General features: G+C 34.3%; 16 protein-coding genes. 9 read left to right on the forward strand and 7 right to left on the reverse strand.

The window, feature by feature from the left end; translation table 11 throughout:
• Nucleotides 1-7: 7 nt before the first annotated feature.
• On the forward strand, nt 8-1,159 hold the full coding sequence (locus tag O3636_RS01720; protein WP_371641458.1) for a helix-turn-helix domain-containing protein: 1,152 nt from the start codon (nt 8-10) through the stop codon (nt 1,157-1,159).
• A 51-nt stretch (nt 1,160-1,210) separates the two neighbouring features.
• Here O3636_RS01720 and O3636_RS01725 read toward each other — a convergent pair whose 3' ends face one another.
• Nucleotides 1,211-1,870, reverse strand: a complete 660-nt coding sequence (locus O3636_RS01725; RefSeq protein WP_371641459.1) for an A24 family peptidase — start codon at nt 1,868-1,870, stop codon at nt 1,211-1,213.
• A gap of 69 nt (nt 1,871-1,939) precedes the next feature.
• Between O3636_RS01725 and O3636_RS01730 the strand changes: the two genes are divergently transcribed.
• On the forward strand, nt 1,940-2,395 hold the full coding sequence (locus O3636_RS01730) for a GNAT family N-acetyltransferase (protein ID WP_371641460.1): 456 nt from the start codon (nt 1,940-1,942) through the stop codon (nt 2,393-2,395).
• 48 nt (nt 2,396-2,443) lie between these two features.
• On the opposite strand, the gene O3636_RS01735 is transcribed toward O3636_RS01730, so the two are convergent.
• The 4 genes from O3636_RS01735 to O3636_RS01750 all read right to left on the reverse strand — a co-directional run bounded on the left by O3636_RS01735 (nt 2,444) and on the right by O3636_RS01750 (nt 8,646).
• Nucleotides 2,444-3,589, reverse strand: a complete 1,146-nt coding sequence (locus O3636_RS01735; RefSeq protein WP_371641461.1) for a low temperature requirement protein A — start codon at nt 3,587-3,589, stop codon at nt 2,444-2,446.
• A 462-nt stretch (nt 3,590-4,051) separates the two neighbouring features.
• A complete protein-coding gene (locus tag O3636_RS01740) occupies nt 4,052-4,567 on the reverse strand; it encodes a DUF308 domain-containing protein (protein WP_371641462.1) in 516 nt (171 codons plus the stop codon).
• Nucleotides 4,568-5,230: 663 nt separating this feature from the next.
• A complete protein-coding gene (locus tag O3636_RS01745) occupies nt 5,231-5,854 on the reverse strand; it encodes a hypothetical protein (protein ID WP_153193056.1) in 624 nt (207 codons plus the stop codon).
• A gap of 92 nt (nt 5,855-5,946) precedes the next feature.
• Entirely contained in the window at nt 5,947-8,646 is a 2,700-nt protein-coding gene (locus O3636_RS01750) for an SEC10/PgrA surface exclusion domain-containing protein (protein WP_371641463.1), read from the reverse strand.
• 168 nt (nt 8,647-8,814) lie between these two features.
• On the opposite strand from O3636_RS01750, the gene O3636_RS01755 reads away from it, so the two are divergent.
• The gene (locus O3636_RS01755) at nt 8,815-9,153 is read left to right on the forward strand and encodes a helix-turn-helix domain-containing protein (protein WP_061417958.1); all 339 of its coding nucleotides are present in this window, start codon (nt 8,815-8,817) and stop codon (nt 9,151-9,153) included.
• A gap of 34 nt (nt 9,154-9,187) precedes the next feature.
• On the opposite strand, the gene O3636_RS01760 is transcribed toward O3636_RS01755, so the two are convergent.
• Complete coding sequence (locus O3636_RS01760) at nt 9,188-9,772, reverse strand: hypothetical protein (RefSeq protein ID WP_153193058.1); 585 nt, start codon at nt 9,770-9,772, stop codon at nt 9,188-9,190.
• A 184-nt stretch (nt 9,773-9,956) separates the two neighbouring features.
• On the opposite strand from O3636_RS01760, the gene O3636_RS01765 reads away from it, so the two are divergent.
• From O3636_RS01765 to O3636_RS01790, 6 genes are all read left to right on the forward strand, one after another.
• On the forward strand, nt 9,957-10,316 hold the full coding sequence (locus O3636_RS01765; RefSeq protein WP_102211522.1) for a hypothetical protein: 360 nt from the start codon (nt 9,957-9,959) through the stop codon (nt 10,314-10,316).
• Nucleotides 10,317-10,319: 3 nt separating this feature from the next.
• A complete protein-coding gene (locus O3636_RS01770; RefSeq protein WP_153193059.1) occupies nt 10,320-11,492 on the forward strand; it encodes a cell division protein FtsK in 1,173 nt (390 codons plus the stop codon).
• Nucleotides 11,489-12,073, forward strand: a complete 585-nt coding sequence (locus tag O3636_RS01775) for a hypothetical protein (protein WP_153193061.1) — start codon at nt 11,489-11,491, stop codon at nt 12,071-12,073. The genes O3636_RS01770 and O3636_RS01775 overlap by 4 nt, the downstream gene beginning before the upstream one ends.
• A gap of 232 nt (nt 12,074-12,305) precedes the next feature.
• Nucleotides 12,306-13,634, forward strand: coding sequence for a Rep family protein (locus O3636_RS01780; RefSeq protein WP_153193063.1), 1,329 nt, complete (start codon nt 12,306-12,308; stop codon nt 13,632-13,634).
• A 63-nt stretch (nt 13,635-13,697) separates the two neighbouring features.
• A complete protein-coding gene (locus O3636_RS01785; protein WP_153193064.1) occupies nt 13,698-14,036 on the forward strand; it encodes a DUF771 domain-containing protein in 339 nt (112 codons plus the stop codon).
• Nucleotides 14,037-14,087: 51 nt separating this feature from the next.
• Entirely contained in the window at nt 14,088-15,230 is a 1,143-nt protein-coding gene (locus tag O3636_RS01790) for a site-specific integrase (protein ID WP_153193065.1), read from the forward strand.
• Between the two features lie 253 nt (nt 15,231-15,483).
• Here the strand turns inward: O3636_RS01790 and O3636_RS01795 are convergent, their stop codons facing one another.
• Entirely contained in the window at nt 15,484-18,111 is a 2,628-nt protein-coding gene (locus tag O3636_RS01795) for an SEC10/PgrA surface exclusion domain-containing protein (protein ID WP_371641464.1), read from the reverse strand.
• Nucleotides 18,112-18,113 lie beyond the last annotated feature (2 nt).

Below are 18,113 nucleotides of genomic sequence, written 5' to 3' on the forward strand. Positions count from 1 at the left end.
TATGTAAATGTTTAATGGTCGGGTATTGAAAGAATTACGGCTGTTAAATGGTTTAAGTAGAGCAGAATTAGCTCAGAGAATTGATTTAACGGAACAAGCCATTTGGCAGTTTGAGTCCAACGAAACGAAACCTAAATTATCAACCAAAATGCATTTGGCCAACCAATTTCATGTTGATTTAACTTATTTTGAACAAGAAGAAGAAAGTATTCGATTTGATTCTTCTGTAATTGCCTTTAGAAATGCAGACCTAGCAACACGGAAAACAATAGATATTCAAACTATGTATTTACATAAGGTAGATAGTTTGATTGATTATTTTGAAAGTTTTGTAATTATACCTAATATTACAATTCATGACCTAAGTAATGTAGTGAGTGAATCTTATCATAAGGGAGAATCCATTGAGGAATTGGCTCTTTATGCCAGGGAAAAATTAGGTATTTCAAAAGATAATCATGATTTGCTTTATAAATTAGAACGTTCAGGCATCTATATCGTGGAACGATTAATTAATGGCCAAGCTGATGCTTATAGCGCATGGTCAAAATTGGGAAGACCTTATATTGTGTTGGGAACGAATAAATCATCTGTACGTCGAAATTTTGACTTAGCTCATGAGCTAGGACATATTCTTTTACACAAATATAAAGATATGAATGAAGATGGCGATCGTTTGGAGCAAGAAGCAAATTATTTTGCATCATGTTTTTTATTGCCAAAAGAAGAGTTTTTAGTCAAATTTGAAGAGAGGGTTGGCAAGCGTGTCAGCAATCCTGATAGTTATATTTTATTGAAGTCGGATTTGAATGTTTCGATACAGGCTTTAGAGTATCGAGCTTTTAAGTTAGGATTATTGACTCCAAAGCAACATTCTTACTTTTATCGTCAAATTGCGCAAAAAGGTTACAAAATGATAGAACCTCTGGATGATCAAATTTTTGTTAAAAAACCAAGCAAAGTAAAGAGTATTCTGGACGTCGTTTTGAGTAATCATCTAGTCAGTCTAGCGACTATAATGTCTAAACAAAGTATTCGTTTACAGTTTATAAGCGAAATATTTTCAGTCGAAATGAAATTTTTTGATCAGTATCAAGAAGATAGAAGAACAGATCGATTTGATAACATCATTCCTTTGTATAAAAGAAATAATTTATAATTTAACTGTGAAATAATTTCATGAAGGACATATGGCAGAAATTGGACTTTATCAAACAAGCAGTAGCTTACCAAAAATAATCACACAAGTAGCGAGTAAGAGGAAAGGCACAAAAGGAAGTCTTTCCTTTTTCTTTTGCAGGAGAAAGGCTAGGATGCCCGTCGCAGAAGCAAACTGAATCAAGATGAGTAATTCGGTTACGCTAAAGATAAGAGAACAAGAAGCTAAAAAGAGAAAATCCCCTGCTCCCATGCGGATATCGATAAAATGAGCCAAAATTCCAAGGACAAGGAAGAAAATCATGACCAGATTCCAGCCAGAGCAGGCCATGAGGATTAGGTGGAAAGTCATCCAGACCAGTAAGGGATATTCCTGATGGCGAAAGTCGTAGATGCCCAAGGTCAAACCAGCAGTGATTAGGATGACTTGTTCCAAGGAAAGGAAGCCCCAAGAGTAAGATAGAAATAGGAGACCTAAGCCTAGTTCCAAAAGGGCATACCAGACAGGATAAGGAGCCTTGCAGTAGCGACAGCGAAAGCGATTGAAGACCTGCGAGAGAATCGGAATAAAATCTAAGGGACGCAAGGGAGTCTGACAGGAATCGCAGTGACTAGCAGGTCGGATAATGGATTGCTCTGGAAAACGGTCAATGACCAAACCAAGAAAGGAAGCGAGAATGCTCCCGACAAGAAAAAAATAAAAATTAATCATACTTATCTATTCGTAAAAAATGGGAGAAGTAGTATAATGGAGAAATATAGATGAGATGGTGAGGTCAAGATGACAATTCGTTTTGAAGAAAAGGTGAGCACAGAAAATGCTCAGCTCGTATGCCAATGGTCCAACTCCCTAGGCAAATCATTTCAAGAACAATGGATGGGAACAATGATTTTTTTCCCCTTGACTATCCAAGCCTTGCAAGACTTGGAAGGAGTTTTTTCTATCTTTGATGGACACGAGTTTGTCGGACTTATCCAGAAAATCAGGCTAGAAGACAGCAATCTTCATATTGGAAGATTTTTTATCAACCCCCAGAAACAGGGGCAAGGCTTAGGTAGCCAGGCTTTAAAGAAATTTGTTAGTTTGGCCTTTGAAAGTGGAGACATAGACAGTATTTCTCTAAATGTCTTCGAGGCAAATCAAGCAGCTAAGCACCTCTATCAAAAAGAAGGATTTGAAATCGTTCAAACCATTGAAGCACCTGCACGAAAATACGTTATGAAAAAGTTTAGATAGAAATCAAAAAAGCCTTGGTTCCCAAAGCTTTTTTATGTTATAAACTCATTAAAAGAACCCCCAGTTAGATTTGGAATATTTTTTATTCTGTGTCACATAAAAATAAATAAAATGAATGGCTATAGCTAGAGCTAAAATGGTTGTTATACTCACTACTATTATAGGATTAGAAGCAAAGATTAAAGAGAGAATCAAGGCAGCCAGATAGAGTGTCGCTTGGACACAGTAGTAACTTTTCGAATAGCGAAGATAGTGTTTGTTATAGGGCCCATTTACTAGGACAGCAGCTTGAAAGAGGCCAAATCCGATATAAGAGAAGCTGGTTGCAAAGAGAAGATTAGCTTCAGGATTCAGAAGAAAACTCATCGAAACGGTCATCATAATAAGTCCAATGAAAATAGGATAGTGACTGTAAATTAGAAATAGTCCCTTTTGATTAGATTTTTCATCAATAGCATGGTCGAATTGACCAAAATAAAACAAGAACAGAGAAAGCATAATAATGAAATAAAGAACCGAATAAATCGAGAAATTCTCGATTGTAAAGAAGTTAGCTAGCTCCATAATCATCTCTCCAAACGTAATAATGACAAGAAGGGAGATGCGCTCGATTAAATGGGGGAGATTTACCTGGTAATGCTTATCTTTACTAAGCAAGATAATTGGCATAATAAATGTTAGCAGAATACTAGCAAATAAGACAGAGACTCCAACGTAAATAGGAAGAAGAGCTGCTAGATAGACTCCTAAACTTCCTAGACCTGTTATCCATAGAAAACCTTTGATACTTTCCCGATCAACATCATCAGTTGATTTTCTAAAAAACTCAACCAAATTTTGAAAAAATAAGGTAAAGGTTAATGTACCAACAGCCCAACAAAGATAATGAAAATATTGTTGCCAATCAGGTCCAATCATATTGGCTATAAAGAGTAAAAGTCCCATTTTGATAAACATGATTACCATGTTAATTAAGGAGTTCTTTCCATAGCGATTGGTATAAACGGTTTGAATCATCCAGGAATCGGTGAGAACCAAGACAGACATGAAAAAATCAAGGAAAGAATTCCAAGTCAAAATACCGTTATGAAGATGCTCAATTAAAGTAGTTGCTTTTGAAATTGCAAAAACAAAAACTAGGTCATAAAAAAGTTCTGAAAATTCTACACGTTTATGTTTGATAAGGTTTGTCATAGTAGGTTCCTTCTAGTTATGATGTACAATTTATTATAACAGAAAATGGCAATGAAATGGAAGGGTATGAAGTGGTCTTTAAAAAGTGGACCGGCCAAACCGTTTCAGAATATAGAGTTCAGCCTCATGGATAGAGAGTGGGACAGAAACCGGTAATTCGTTAGAATTCGATTTCGTCGTCCCACCTCCGCACAGTTGAGTAGGGCTTTAAAAGCTGATGAAATCAGCGTAGTAGAGCCCACTCAACCACTGCGTCTTGTTCGATAATCCAAAGACAATTGAGAGGCTAGGACTTTTGTCCCAGCCTCCAATAAAGAGTGAGTGCTAAGACTACAAAAAAGCCTTGGTTATCAAGGCTTTTTCCTGTTGATTTAGATGCCCCAACTGAGCTAAGGAGGCAACAAAAAGAGCTGAGAATATGATTTCCCAGCTTTTTTGAATGCGATAGAAATAGCAACTAGACTATTTAAGAAAGGCCTCAATAATGTAGGTGAAGCCAGTAACTAAAAATGCAAAGGCAATGAAATAAAAGACAAAGACACCTGTAGCCACTGGATTGAACAGAATCACTAGACCTAGTAAAAATTCAAGCAAGGCTACCCACGTGATATTGCTACCAATAATAGGGAAAATCAATTCTAGACGATTGCCTTTAAAGAAAGCAATAATGGCTTCTACAATTAACCAAATTCCTACAATGGTCGGAATGACGACCGGCAGGGTCACAAAGCCATAAGCAACGAGGTAAAGAGCTAAGAGAAGACTAACAAATCCTTGGAAAAGATAAACAGGTGAGCGAAGCTCTTTTGGTGCAAAGAAATAGCCTAAAATAGCTGCTATAGAAGAAACCAGTAAACCAAATGCAATCCACCAGCTGTAAGCAACAAGATTAGCTACTGGGTCTATAAATAGAAAGAGTGCTAAAAAGACAAAAATAACTCCTGCAAGGAATAGCAATAAACGATTAGAAAATTTCATTTCAATACCCCCTATATAGTATAGTATAGTTTGTTAATAAAACTATACTATACTTATTTTTATAGAAAATGTCAATAAAATAAATAAACAATTTGGAAGTTTCAGTCTGATTCATGAAAAGAAAATCAGTTTTTATCATTTTGAAAATAAAAAGAGAAGATAAAATTTGTCTTCTCTACATGAAAATATTGTATGGCATCAAAGCAAAAGTAACTGGCTTTACACTATTTGTTAAGATGTAATTTGATTCAAAAAGAAAAGATAGATTTAAATGTAGGGCAAATCAGTTATAGACAAACAAAAAAGCCTTGTAAATCAAGGCTTTTTCCTGTTGTTTAGATGCCCCCTACATGTAAATTAGCGTTAAAATAAGTTAAAATAAATAAGTAAAAAGCGATTAAATCAAGATATTATCACACGCTAGTTAGTATTGAAATTAAGGAAATTGACCAGTGGTTGACCAAATAAATTTTTAGTTTTTCCTGTAATTCCTAAGTTTAAAAAATCAATAATCACGATTTTTTATACATGGTTCGATACCGTGTTCGGCGCAATTGGTATAGTCCGATATGCATTCTCAAAAATGGTTTAAATAGCGTAGTCTTTTAAACTAGTTTTGTGAATCCAAAAAATCTTCCTACAAACGTAAGAAGATTTTTTTAATTATTCTATAATTGTATAATCTCCACTATCTAACAAGTCTATTACTTTTTGAACAAATTGAGTTGAAAGTAAATCTACTATATCAGCTCCATGAGTTTGAAAATTCTCATCTATTTCTTTGATTTCCAATTGAGTATTTTTTTCTACCCTTTCTTCTGTAATTGGGGTATGAAAACTATATTCACCGATTTCATAATACAAGAAATATAAATATTTTTTCTCACCTAAGCTATAATCAAAAAATTCAACTTCCTTATTTCTATCGTAGTCATAGTAACTATTTTCCCAAACAATATCATTTCTTTTTTCATTATATAGTTTTTCATAATTTTTTTGATAACTATAGACTCGTTGTCTTTTCTCACCTGCATACTGTTTATGAATTAATTTTGGACTGAAGTTTAATAATAAATCTTCTTTCATACTATAGTATTTTTCTTTCTGTTCTTTTGCATTTTCAATATTATTTTCTTTGTATCTATAGAATCCAGCTTGCTTATAATCTTCTATTTTATCTCGATAGTTTTTTGCTCTTTTATTAACAGAATATATACATTCTGCAATAATTTTATTTGTTATTTCTTTATTCTTAATTAAATCATTATATATCTTAGGAGTTCTCATTTTTTAATCCTCACATTATTTCTTTCTTTCTTTCTTTTAATATATTTTAACAAAAATCTTCCTATTTATGATAAGAAGATTTTTTTATTATTCTAATTTTTTCTACGTACTGTTACAAGTCCAAATGTTCCAAGAATTGCACCGAATACCAACATTGCAACACTTGATGACTCTCCAGTATTTGGTAATGATTTTGAACGTTCTACTCGTGAATATGTCACTTTTTCATCTGCACCTGCTTTAACAGCTGGAGCTGAATATGTTTGTTGTTTATCTTTTGTTTGTTCTTTATCTTTCGCAACAACATCTTCTTTAGCATCCAAAGCAACATCTTTACCTGATTGTGAAGCTGGTTTTGTTTTATCAACATTTTTTTCAGTATTTTCTGTAGGTAAAGTATTAGAATCTGAATCTACTCTAGGTACAGCAACAACAGTTCCGTCTGGTAGAGTTGCGACTAGATTTTCTTTAGCTTTGTTTTCTAAGTCTACCAATTTATCAAATTCTTCTTGGATTTCAGCTAATTTAGCTTGTTCGGCTTTCAATTTAGCTGTAACGGCATCCAATTTATCTTGTGCCAATTTTGCAGAAGATTTTGCTTGAGTTAATTTTGTTTCTAAATTAGCTACTTTTGCTTGCGCATCTGCAAGATTTTTATCTGCGTTTAGATAAGCACTCAATTCAGTTGCAATTGCTTTTGCATCTGACACCAATTGGTCTTTTTCTGCATGGAGCTTCGTTTGTTGATCTTGAAGAGCTTTCAACTTGTTTTCTTCAGCTTGTAATTTTGTTTGCGCACTTGTAAGAGCAGTTTCAGCATCTTTTTGGGCAGTTTTGGCTGTAGCTAGTTCAGCTTTAGCTGTTTCAAGAGCAGTTTGTTTTTCTGCTTGGCTTCTTGAGAAGTTTTCAACAGCTTTTTCAGCAGTTGCTTTACGTTCTTGTGCATTTTTCAAAGCAAGATTTGCCAATTGCAAGTTCTTTTCAGCGACTTCTGTTTGAAGTGGTGTTTCTGATTTGCTTGCCAATTCTTTCTCAGCTTCTGTTTTAGCTTCAAGTGCAGAAGCATATTTGCGTGAAGCTTCTGCTAATTCTGCTTTAGCGTTTGCAAGAGCAGTCTGAGCTTGGCTGTTTTGTTTTTGTGCTTCAGCTAGTTTTGCTTCAAGTTGGGCAAGTTCATTGGATTTAGAAACTGGAGTTCCTTCATTTGAAAATGCTGTAATCATGTAATGACGACCATTGATATTAGCTACATCAATACCAACATATTTTGCAAAGTTTAAGTTTGCATAAAGGTGTCCCCATGGACGACGTTTATCAGCATTTGAAACGCCATCAAGATATGTTGTGAACATCAAATTGTTGTATACAGCTTGTTTTAGTTCATACATATTTGAAATATCAGAACGCATTGAAGCAACGTTTTCAACAGCATTAGGTACGTGACCATGAACCATTGGGTCTAATCCACGTTCTTCATATTTTTTAGCTTGTGTTGATGCTAAATTAACAGCTTCTTTAGTTGTTCCTGTTTCTGATTCTACGTTGAATGAATCCTTAAATGCATTTCTGATTTGTTTCAATCCATTGACGTAAAATTCTGAGACTTCAAGTTTTTGAGCATCTGTCAAATTGTCAATATCAACTGGACGATTTACATCAGTTTTATCATATTTGACATTAGAATTTGATTGTTTAACAATATCAGCTACAGAATTGAGAATCAAATCATCTAAATCATTTTTAATTGCATTGTTTTTGTTAGCTTTTTCTAATTTTAATAGTTGTCCAAATGTGACAACATTTGAAGACACACCAGCTGATTTCAATACATCTGTTGAAAATCCATTATACACATTTGACGGAATAGTGAATGTTGGATTTGGAATGTTCATTCCTTCAGATTTATTCAACTTAGCTTTTTCCGCATCTAAGGCAGTTTGCGCTTCTTTTTCTTTAGACGCTGTAGCATCGGCTTTTTCTTGGATAGAATCCACTTTATTTTGGTCGGCGTCCATCATTTCTTTCGCTAATTTCAAGGCGTCATTTTTGACATTCACATTGTTCTCAGCTTGTTTGATGGCTTCTGCGCGGTTGCTATCTGCTTTCTTAGCAGTTTCGACAGCTGTTGTTGCGCTTGAGATATTCGCATTTGCTTGTTCAATATCTTTTTCTGCTTGGGCAAGTGAGGCTTTTGCTTCACCAAGTCCTGAACCATTTAGCGCGTCTTCAGCTGATTTTACATTCGCTTCTTTAGCAGTTACTGTTTTATCCACTTCAGCTTTCTTACTTGTTGCGCTGGCAACGTTAGCTGTTTCAGTTGCTACAGTCTCAGTTTGCGCTTTAATTGCTTCAGTAGACGCTTCAGTTGCTTTTTGATTGGCTTCTTGAGCTTTTACATTAGTATCTTGTTTAGCTTTTGTAGCAGTGATATTTTCTTCTGTAGCATTTGCTTTAACAGCTTCTGCTGACTTCAAGTCCTCTTTAGCGCTTGTCAAAGCAGTTTCAGTAGTTGTGACAGCTTGGTTAGCAGAAGTAGCTTCAGCTTTTGCTGTTTCATTCTCAGCTTCAACTTGCTTAACAGTAGACGCTTGAGCATCAAGAGCAGGCTTGACATCAGAAGATTTCTTCACTTCTGGTTTTGCATCAGCTACAGGTTTTGAAACAAGAGCTGGTTCATTGACAGCAGTTGCATCAACTGCTGTTGTAGTAGTTGCTTCCTGAGCAAATGCAGGCACACCAACAGACGCAAGCGCAATAGCGGTTGAGGTTGTTAGGGTTTTCAGTTTCTTCATCATTTTCTCCTTTGATGGCTGATAAAATGAGCTAATTTTTATAGTTTTACTACACTATTTTATCATTATATAGTGTAATATTCAACACTTATATACTATACAAGTGTAATTTGTACTACTTATTATTTATAATGTTTATCTTTAAAATAATAGTGAAGGTAAACAATTATGAATCAAAACAACTTACAAACTTTTATTGCAAAAAGAATTAGATATTTACGATTAACAAAAGGGCTAAGCCAAGAAAAACTTTCCGAATTAGCCGGCTTAGGCTCGAAACATATCCACAACATAGAAAATGAAAAATATAATTTTCAAATACAAACACTGAATAAAATACTTATAGCTCTTGAAGTAGATGAAAAAACATTTTTTAATTTCGGTTTTCCAGAAAAGAGTAAAGAAATTGAAAATATTATCAATCAACTTGAACAAATACCAGAACCACAAAAAACAGATATAATTGATGCAGTAGCAACCCTATTAAACAACATAAATAACCGCTAAGATTCACACATCCTAGCGGTTATTTTTTATTCATTTATTTTCTTTCCTTATAATATGCAGATTTATTGTGAGACGAATAACGTTCCTTCGCCCTGTAATATTCAAAACTAGATTCTCTATCATCATTAGCATCAACAATTGTTAAAAAATCACTGTCTTTTTGCCATTGTTCAATATCAATAGAAGTAAAAAATTTTTCAAATAAAGCTGTTAGCATGACATCTCGAATCTCTTCTTTTGAAATAGAACCAGCCCATGACCTAAAAACAGCTCTTTCATGCATATCCTTTAGCTCATCTTCTGTTGCTTCTTCAAAATAGTTTTCACTATCTATGTTGCTTTTATAATCTTTGAACTTATCAAAATCAAATCCGCTCTTCTTAACTAAATATCGTTCACACCGTTTCTCTAATCTATCAAGAATTTCATAATTGAATACCTTTGTTCTGTTTCGACCAAAAGTTTTAGAATTAGCTTTATCCCACTGTCCCATAGCTTCCAATTCTGTAACAAATTTTCTACGTAAACTTTTTTTAATATTTTTTGTTTCCTCAATTTGATACTTTTGTATCATGTCATCAATAAATTCAGATAATCTTTTTAGTTTTAAATTAGTCATTTTTTATTCCTTAACACTTTCTAATGTATATCGTACACATAAATTATATATCGTAAATATTGATTTGTCAAATTTAAAATACACATTTTATAGATTTTCGAAAAAATTATTGCTAGAATAGACTCATAAAGTTACTGCTCTCGTAGCAAAACTTTAAAATACTTTTTAACAAAGGGGGCCAATTATGGCATTTTTTAAACGCACAAATGGCTACAGTGCTAGCCTAGCAGAACAAGCTCTTTCAGATGAAGTTGTAAAATTGGTTGGTAAACAACTTGAGATTCAATATGAATTTGAAAAATCGGGCGAAATTGTCAACGGTAAAGAAAAAATGAAACGTACAGATAACATTCAAGGCTATCAAGTTTACGTTGCAAGTGATAATCACAATCCTTTTAAGGTCAAGTTTTTACCAGAAAATAAGCCAAATTTATCAAAATTCGAAATCGGAGATATTGTTGAATTTGAAGATTTAGAAGCTTTTGAAAACCAGTACGGACAACTTTATTTCAGGGCAAAAGATATTAAGAAGAAAGGAAAATAATGCATGGCTTTTTTAATGAATAAAAGCCAAAATCAGAAAGTGTCAGAAGCGGTTGTTTCTGACACTACTGAATTTGGTAAAAACAAATTCGAATTAGAACAATTTATTTTGAGAAATTTGAATAACGCTCTCAATATTAATGATGAATCATCTTATTTAAATTCATTTGATATTAAGGTTGCAAGCAATGATTCCGGCGTTTTTTACGTCCCAAATCTCCCTGTAAGTTATTCTTTAAGCAAAAAACTATACTTTGATATTTTTGCAATTTGCGCTGGCATACTCTACCCATTCAAGACTCTCTTACCACAGAATAATGCTTTTTTTGTTCCTTATGATACAAAAAATGAAAATCAAGCACGTGCATTTTTCTTTCCTTGGGTTGATGGGATTCCAACTCGGTTAAAGATTGATAATCTTTCATCTTTTATTAAAAAGAACGTGTCAGAAAATACTCTCCCAATTATGGCTAACAATATTTGTAATATCCCAATGAAAGCGGTGACAAGTTTGGCGGTGAGTGGAGCATCTGGTACAGGAAAGACTCATTTCTTACGTTATTTGATTAGTTGTCTAAAATCTTTCACAAATCAAATTATTTGCGTCGACCCTAAAATCGCTGATGTTTACTTACTAAGTAAGGAATTAGGTTTAGAAGTATTAGCACCAACACATGGTTCAAACTTAAACAGTTTTATTACAGAGGTCAATGAATTGTTGGGTCGAATCATTAATAAGATATATGAACGGCAAAAAATATTATTAACAAATCCAAAAACTCAGTTTGAACGCATTTATATTGTTATTGATGAACTGTTGGCACTTGTTCAGGGGAGCTCTAAGCAGTCTCGTGAATCATTTGGGCAATTACTTGGGACGATTGCTCTTCTCGGCCGTCAGACCTCCATCTCACTCATTTTATGTAGCCAACGCTTTGATGCAACTGCATTTGGCGGTAATACAGCAGTACGTGAACAAATTAACTGTATCTTTATTTTAGGTGAGATAAATGCGAATACTTGTCAGTTTTTATTGCCCAACATCAATGTTGATAATATTGTAGTCCCACCTGGTATTGGTACAGGTATAGTCAAGTTTACAGATAGTGAACATCGAACGCATATTATGCCACTTCTAACCCCCTCTTATAACATCAGGAAGGAAGAAATCACATGACGAAATACTTTAATAAATACAATGTAGTTAATTTTACAATTTTTGTTTCTATTATATTTTTTATTTTAGAGCGTTTGGCTACATTTATCATTTTTCAAATACATATAGAAACATTTTTTTATTTTATTGTTTTTATATCAGTACTACGTTTAATTTCGAGTGTATCATTTATATTATTACTATTTATAATTAATATCGATTTTGCATTTAGAAATGCTGAATTTGATTATTTCAGAAATAGCATTAAGTCATATGTTGCGACGTGGCAAATGAGACGATTTTGTAGGCAGATAAATGTAGAGCCAACTTTGGAAGAATCTTCTCGCTACAGCAATTCAAAACAGGAAATTATCAGAAAAGCAAACCGTTCTCTATTGACATTAACTGTTGTTTACTATGAACAAAAAGCTGTTGCAACATGGACTTTTCCAGCGAATTGTGAAAGTTATAATATTATGGAAGAATTATTAGCACAGGCTAAAAGAGAATTAAATCAGTTAGATAGTAGATATTTATTTAATGATTTTATTAGATTAGAAAATAGTAGAACATTCAGCTCAACAGCATTTAGAAAAAAATAAAGGTGCGGTGTACTGCTACTGAAGGTAAGCAAGTACACCAGCACCATAAATTTAAAACAATTCACGTCTAATGAATAAGATTTTTATGTTGTGATGTGTCAAGAAAATATGATGTTTGTTTGGATGTGGATGCACGTTTTTCTCCGTCAGTGCATCCACATTCAAACCATATCACAACAACTCAAAATCAACACACACTCTCTATTTTGTGTCAAAATCAGGAAGGATTTTTATGAAGATTAATCAAAATGATAGAAAAAGAAAATTTTTTGGTCAAATTTCATTTGAATATGAACATAATGCAAATTTAAAATTAACTGAAAAAGATTTTCGTGAATCCGTTGTTCAACGTATTAAAGACTATTGTAAAAATGAAGATGATAGGTATCATATTATTTTTCATGATAAAGATTTAAAAGATGACGGAAGTTCAAAACCATTGCATGCCCATTTTTATATTGATTTCAAACATGCTCATACTTATTCATCTGTTTATAAAAGCTTATCAATTTCAAGAGAACAAAATTTAGAGTTTGTTCGTAGTTCGATAAAAGCATGTCGATATTTAACACATAGAAATGAACGTAATATGGAAGAACACAAATTCCCCTATGAGGTCAAAGAAGTCATTTCATCAGAAAATACAAACTATATCGATGATATCATGGGAAAAATCAAAAATCATAGCAAAGAAAAATCTGACAATGGTCTAGAAATAGACGATTATTGTTTAGAATTAAGCTATCTAATCTCAGAAGAAGGCTTACTTACAACTGAAGCAAAACAACAATTATTTGAGCAATTCACTCAACGGATAGCACAAAAAGCGTGGAATTCAAATAAAAGACAATTTGAGGAAAACAGACAAGAATTTATTCATAAGGAGTTTATTCGTATGAGTAAGGGCGAACGAAATCATACAGGTATTTATATTCAAGCTGAAGGAGGAACAGGAAAATCATATTTAGCACGCTTACTTGCAGAAGAACGTGATAGATTAGGAGCACATACCCCATCAATAAATAAAAAGCGTTTCGATTTAGGTTCTGGCTACAAAGGGGAAAAAACAATTGTAATCAATGAACTAGATGCAAGTTGTGGCATGACTTTTCGAGAGTTATTTCAGATACTAGAACCAGATTCAGCTACACAGTTAAGTTCACGGTTTAAAGATGCGTATATCATCAATGATTTAACAATTATCACAAATTCAGATAGTTATTGGGATTGGTGTGATTCGTGGTTTGGAAAGAAAAATAAAGAATATCATCAGCTAATGCGAAGAATTAGATTTGTAATTAAAATGATTCACGATGAAAAGAATAAGGTTATCAAAATTGAATTATGGAATTACACAGCAAAACGTGATTTAAAAGAAAAAGCAAAACAAGCATTTGAAAAATTACAGACGTATTCACTAAACAGTGTAGAAAATGAAGAAGAATTTCGAAAAATCGCTTCGGATATATTAGGAAGAATTAAGAAAGTAAAAAATATTGACAGCAAAAGAAAAGTTATCACTACAGACTCAACCGACCAAAGCGAGTGCAGTGATAACTAAAACTAGTGGAAATAATAAATACTATTTCTGCTTCTATTGTATCATAGAATAAGGAAAAATTATATGACAGATAAAATTTTAATCAAAATAGACAATTTAGAAGTACAGTTGCCTGCCTCTCATATCATAGTAGAAAAAGATGAATACCTCAACTTAAAAAACAAGGCTTCTCAGGGGAAGTATATGAGCTTATCCGAGGTTTTAGAGATGGTTTCAGTCTCTCGACCTTGGCTATTGGAACATGTTCTTTATCAACCTGCTATTCGCTCAAAAATCGATATTGATAAAAACAAAGATGGGTTTGTGAAATATCCAGACAGTCAGGGTGGACGGTACTATTTCTTAGCTAGTAAAACGAAACAATTTTTTGAAGAAAACTTTGCAGAAATCTTTAGTTTATGATACGATAATCAAGATAATATCTTGGTTATCGTCTTTTAGAAAGAGGTAATCATGTCAGTTTCATTCAGAAAACGAGGAAAAAAGAATTTATGGGATTATAGAATTTTTGATAAAAATAAAAAGGTGGTTGCTTCAAATTCAGGCTTTAAGACAAAAAGAGAAGCTGAAATTGAAGCGTTAGCTCTTGAGTTAAAATTGCTTAATGGTGCAATAATTGATAAAAATATTACATTCTATGCTCTATGGGAAAAGTGGCTAGAATTAACAGTTAAACCAATTGGAAAAGCGGAATCTACTTTCAATAAGCATCTAATACGTGGTAAATTCATTCAAGCATATTTCAAAGACAAACCAGCCTTAAAAATTAAAGCAAGCGAATATCAAGAATTTATTAATAAGTACGCTGAAACTAATAGCAGAGACAATGTTAGTAGAATGAATGCGGAAATTAGAAATGTGATTGTATTTGCGAAAAGAGATAAGCTTAATATCGAAGATTTTACTGAAGGAGTTATACTCTCAGGACGACCTCCACAAAAGCGAAGAGATGAAAAATATATTCATAGCTTTGAAGACTATCAAAAGTTAGTAACATATTTAGAAAGCAATCTTGATTTAACAACTTCAATCGTTCCACATTTACTATTAATTCAACTAAAAACGGGATTACGTGCAGGGGAAGTTGCAGGTCTCACATGGGATTGTGTATTGTGGGAAAGTTCAGAAATAAAAACATATCGCAGATATGATACTATAAAAAAACGTTGGACAAAACCCAAAACGGAAGATTCAGTTCGAACAGTTCCAATAGATGAAGATACATTAACAATTTTAAAGAAAATAAAACAAGAGCAATCTGTATTCATTGAAAATGAGATGATTACGAATAATGAAAATATGATTTTTATTGATTTGAATTATAATGTTGTAACAAATGCAGGAGTGAACAAGCATTTAAAACAAATTTTAAAGACCTTAAAAATTCATCCTCAAACTATGACAAGTACAGGTCTGAGACACACGTATTGTTCAACAATGTTAGCAATGGGTGTTGATATTTGGGCAGTTTCAAAATTAATGGGTCATAGAGATATTAAACAAATAACTGAAACTTATGGACATCTTATAAAAGAAAAAGCAGATATTGAAAATAACAAAGTTCGTGCTGTTTTGACGAGTTTAGTTAAAAAATAGAATTATTGACCAAAAGTTGACCAAATCAAAAAGAAACGTTGATTTAACAACGTTTCTAAACTATATACTATGCCCCCTACAGTCGATTTGGAGTTAAAATAAGTAAAAATGAGTAACAAAAATATTGATAAATCAAGGTTTTGCCACTCTCTAAATCGTATTTAAAAATAAAAGGTAGAACAAAAGTAGAACAGATTATTATTTTTCTTCTTTATCACAAAATCTCCCTACGCTAGTAAGGAGATTTATTTTTTTATTGTGATTTTTTGCGTTTACGGTATACAAGACCGATAGAAGATAAAGCTGTGATAATCGCAAGAGTAGCAGTATTAGTACGCTTTTCCCCTGTATTTGGAAGTTGTTTCTTAGGTTCTGCTTTTGTATTTGTAGCTTGTGCAGGAGCTTGATATGTTTTATCGTCTTTAGTTCCTACTGTCGCAACAACTACTTTATCCTTAGTCTTCGCATCCACAACATCAACCACTTTACCGTCAGAATCAAGGACAGGTTTAACTTCTCCACCTGACTGCACAATAGCATCTGTCTTGTCTTTCAAAGCCTGCAAACGTTGTTGTTCAGCAAGGTATGCGTCATGGTCGGCTTTAAGTTGCTTAAAGTTCTCATACCCACGAGCCTTAGCTTCAGCGATACCCTCAAGGCGAGCCAACTCTTCCTTAGCAGTCTCCAACTCAGCACGGAGTACACCAAGCTTAGCATTAGCATCAGTAAGCTCTTTATCCAAAGCCTTAAGAACTTCATCACGGTGTGTAAGAGCGAGTTCAAGAACTGTATGAGTGTCAGTAGCTTCTTTAGACGCTTCACGTTTACGGAATAGGTCTTGACCAGCTGACTTACGAGCCAAGACTGCTACATCATGAGCCTTAGTAAGGACTTCCAACTCACCTTTAGCAGTTGCAAGAGCAGTATCTGCTGTAGCTTTTTCAGTCTTAGCAGTTTCAAGAGCTGTTTTAGCTTCAGCAAGAGCCTTAGCCTTGTCAGTAGCATTTGATTTAGCTAGAGCAAGCGATTCCTTAGCAGTTTGCAAAGAGTTAGTGTCTTGTGCTAGTTTATCTTTAGCGTTAGCAATAGCCTTTTCAAGCGCTGGAACATCAATCTCGTTACCTACCAAATCAGACAACTGTTTACGAGCATTAGCAAGGACTGTTTCTGCGTTGGTGTAGGCAGTTTGGGCTGTCGCTACTGCTGATTTAGCTTCTTGAGAGGCTTTGACTGCGTCATCATAAGTTGATTGAGCCAATGAGAGTTTTTCTTGAAGTTTGGCAACTTTGTCAGCAGTACTTGGAGCTGTTACGATTTTTGTTTTGTCGAATTTGGCATTTTCTGACACAACATTATCTGAAATCTTAGAGTACTGAATAACTGAGGTAAAAGTGTTGTTAGAACGGAAACCTAAACCTGTGTATTGCATATACCCTACATTGTTATTTTTAGGGAGTACCCCACTCAAGCTAGTAGCATGACCCCATTTAGCGTGAGAGTCGTTAAAGAGCATAGACAAGGTGTCATCGTAAATACGGTTTTTAAGGTCTGCAACAGTATCTGTAGCATCATCACTAAACCCTGCAAGCTCACCTAGTAAGACACCATTAGCTTTTCCTACCTCATCCAATGCTTTGAAGTCATGACCGTACTCTTTAGTAGATTTACGAGCAACTGCATCTGCAATACGAATTGAGTCTTCTGTTACCTTAACATCCCCAGTACCAAACTGTTTGCGGATCTGATTAATCAAATCTGCTGCAAACAATGATAAATCTTTACGTGTTTCGTAGTCAAGGTTGTTAATATCTACCTTAGTGTTTTGGTCTTTCTTAGACGCCTGAGGGTAAGTTAAATCGTAACGGTAAATGTCTCCGTCCTTAGAATAAGTAATCTTTCCAAAGTTCTCATACTCTTTGTATGCAATAGCTTTAAGTTTGTCTGAAAGCTCTTGACTTGGGTTAGCAAAGTACTCTTTAAGAAGAGAAACATACTCTGAACCCAAGTTAATAGTATAGTTTCCAACTGTTGAGTCAGCAAGCTCTTCTTTGGCACGGTCTAGGTCAGCCTTAGCTGTAGCAATAGCTTGGTCTTTGTTAGATTGGTCAGCTTTAGCATTAGCAAGGGCTGTAGTGGCTTGGCTGAGCTTAGTTTCAGCTTGAGATACCCCAGTTTGGGCATCTTTGATAGCTTGGTCTTTGTTGGATTGAGCTTTTTTACCATTATCAAGGTTAGTCTGAGCAGTTTCTACTGCTTGAGTGTCTTCGGCGACTTGGTTAGTAAGCGTAGCTACCTCTTTTTCAAGGGGAGCAACATCAGTAGTAGATGAAAGAGAATCTACTTTTTTCTGAGCGTCAGCAACCTTATTAGCCGTAGCAGTGGCAGTTTTCTCAGCATTAGATACTACCTTAGTTTGGTCAGCAACCTTCTCAGCAGTCGCAGATACAGACTTATCAGCATCAGCTACAGTTTTCTCAGCAGTCGCAAGCTCATCTGCTCGCTTTTCAGCCTCGGCTTTTGCAGTTGCAACCTTTTCAGGTGTAACAGACTTAGCTTCTTCTACTTTCTTAGTAGTATCAGCGATAGTCTTTTCAGCATCAGCAATCTTAGTTTCAGTAGATGCAACCACTTCTTTTTGCTTCGCTACATCCTGATTAGCCTTATCAGATTCAGCCTTAGCCGTATCCACGTCCGATTGCGTAGGAACTTTAGCAATTACCTCGTCCTGAGCAACTACCCTAGTTGCAGGTTCGTTAACGGCTACTTCAGTCTCACTAGCAGATACCCCAGTAGATACTCCTAGAGCCGAGATTGCAAGCGTTGAAATAACTGCGCCAGTACGCAATTTTTGATGGTGCCTGGTGTTTTTTGAATCCATCATAT

Origin of the sequence: Streptococcus sp. 27098_8_76, assembly GCF_041432315.1 — a bacterium.
In the GTDB taxonomy this organism is placed as follows: Bacteria; Bacillota; Bacilli; order Lactobacillales; family Streptococcaceae; genus Streptococcus.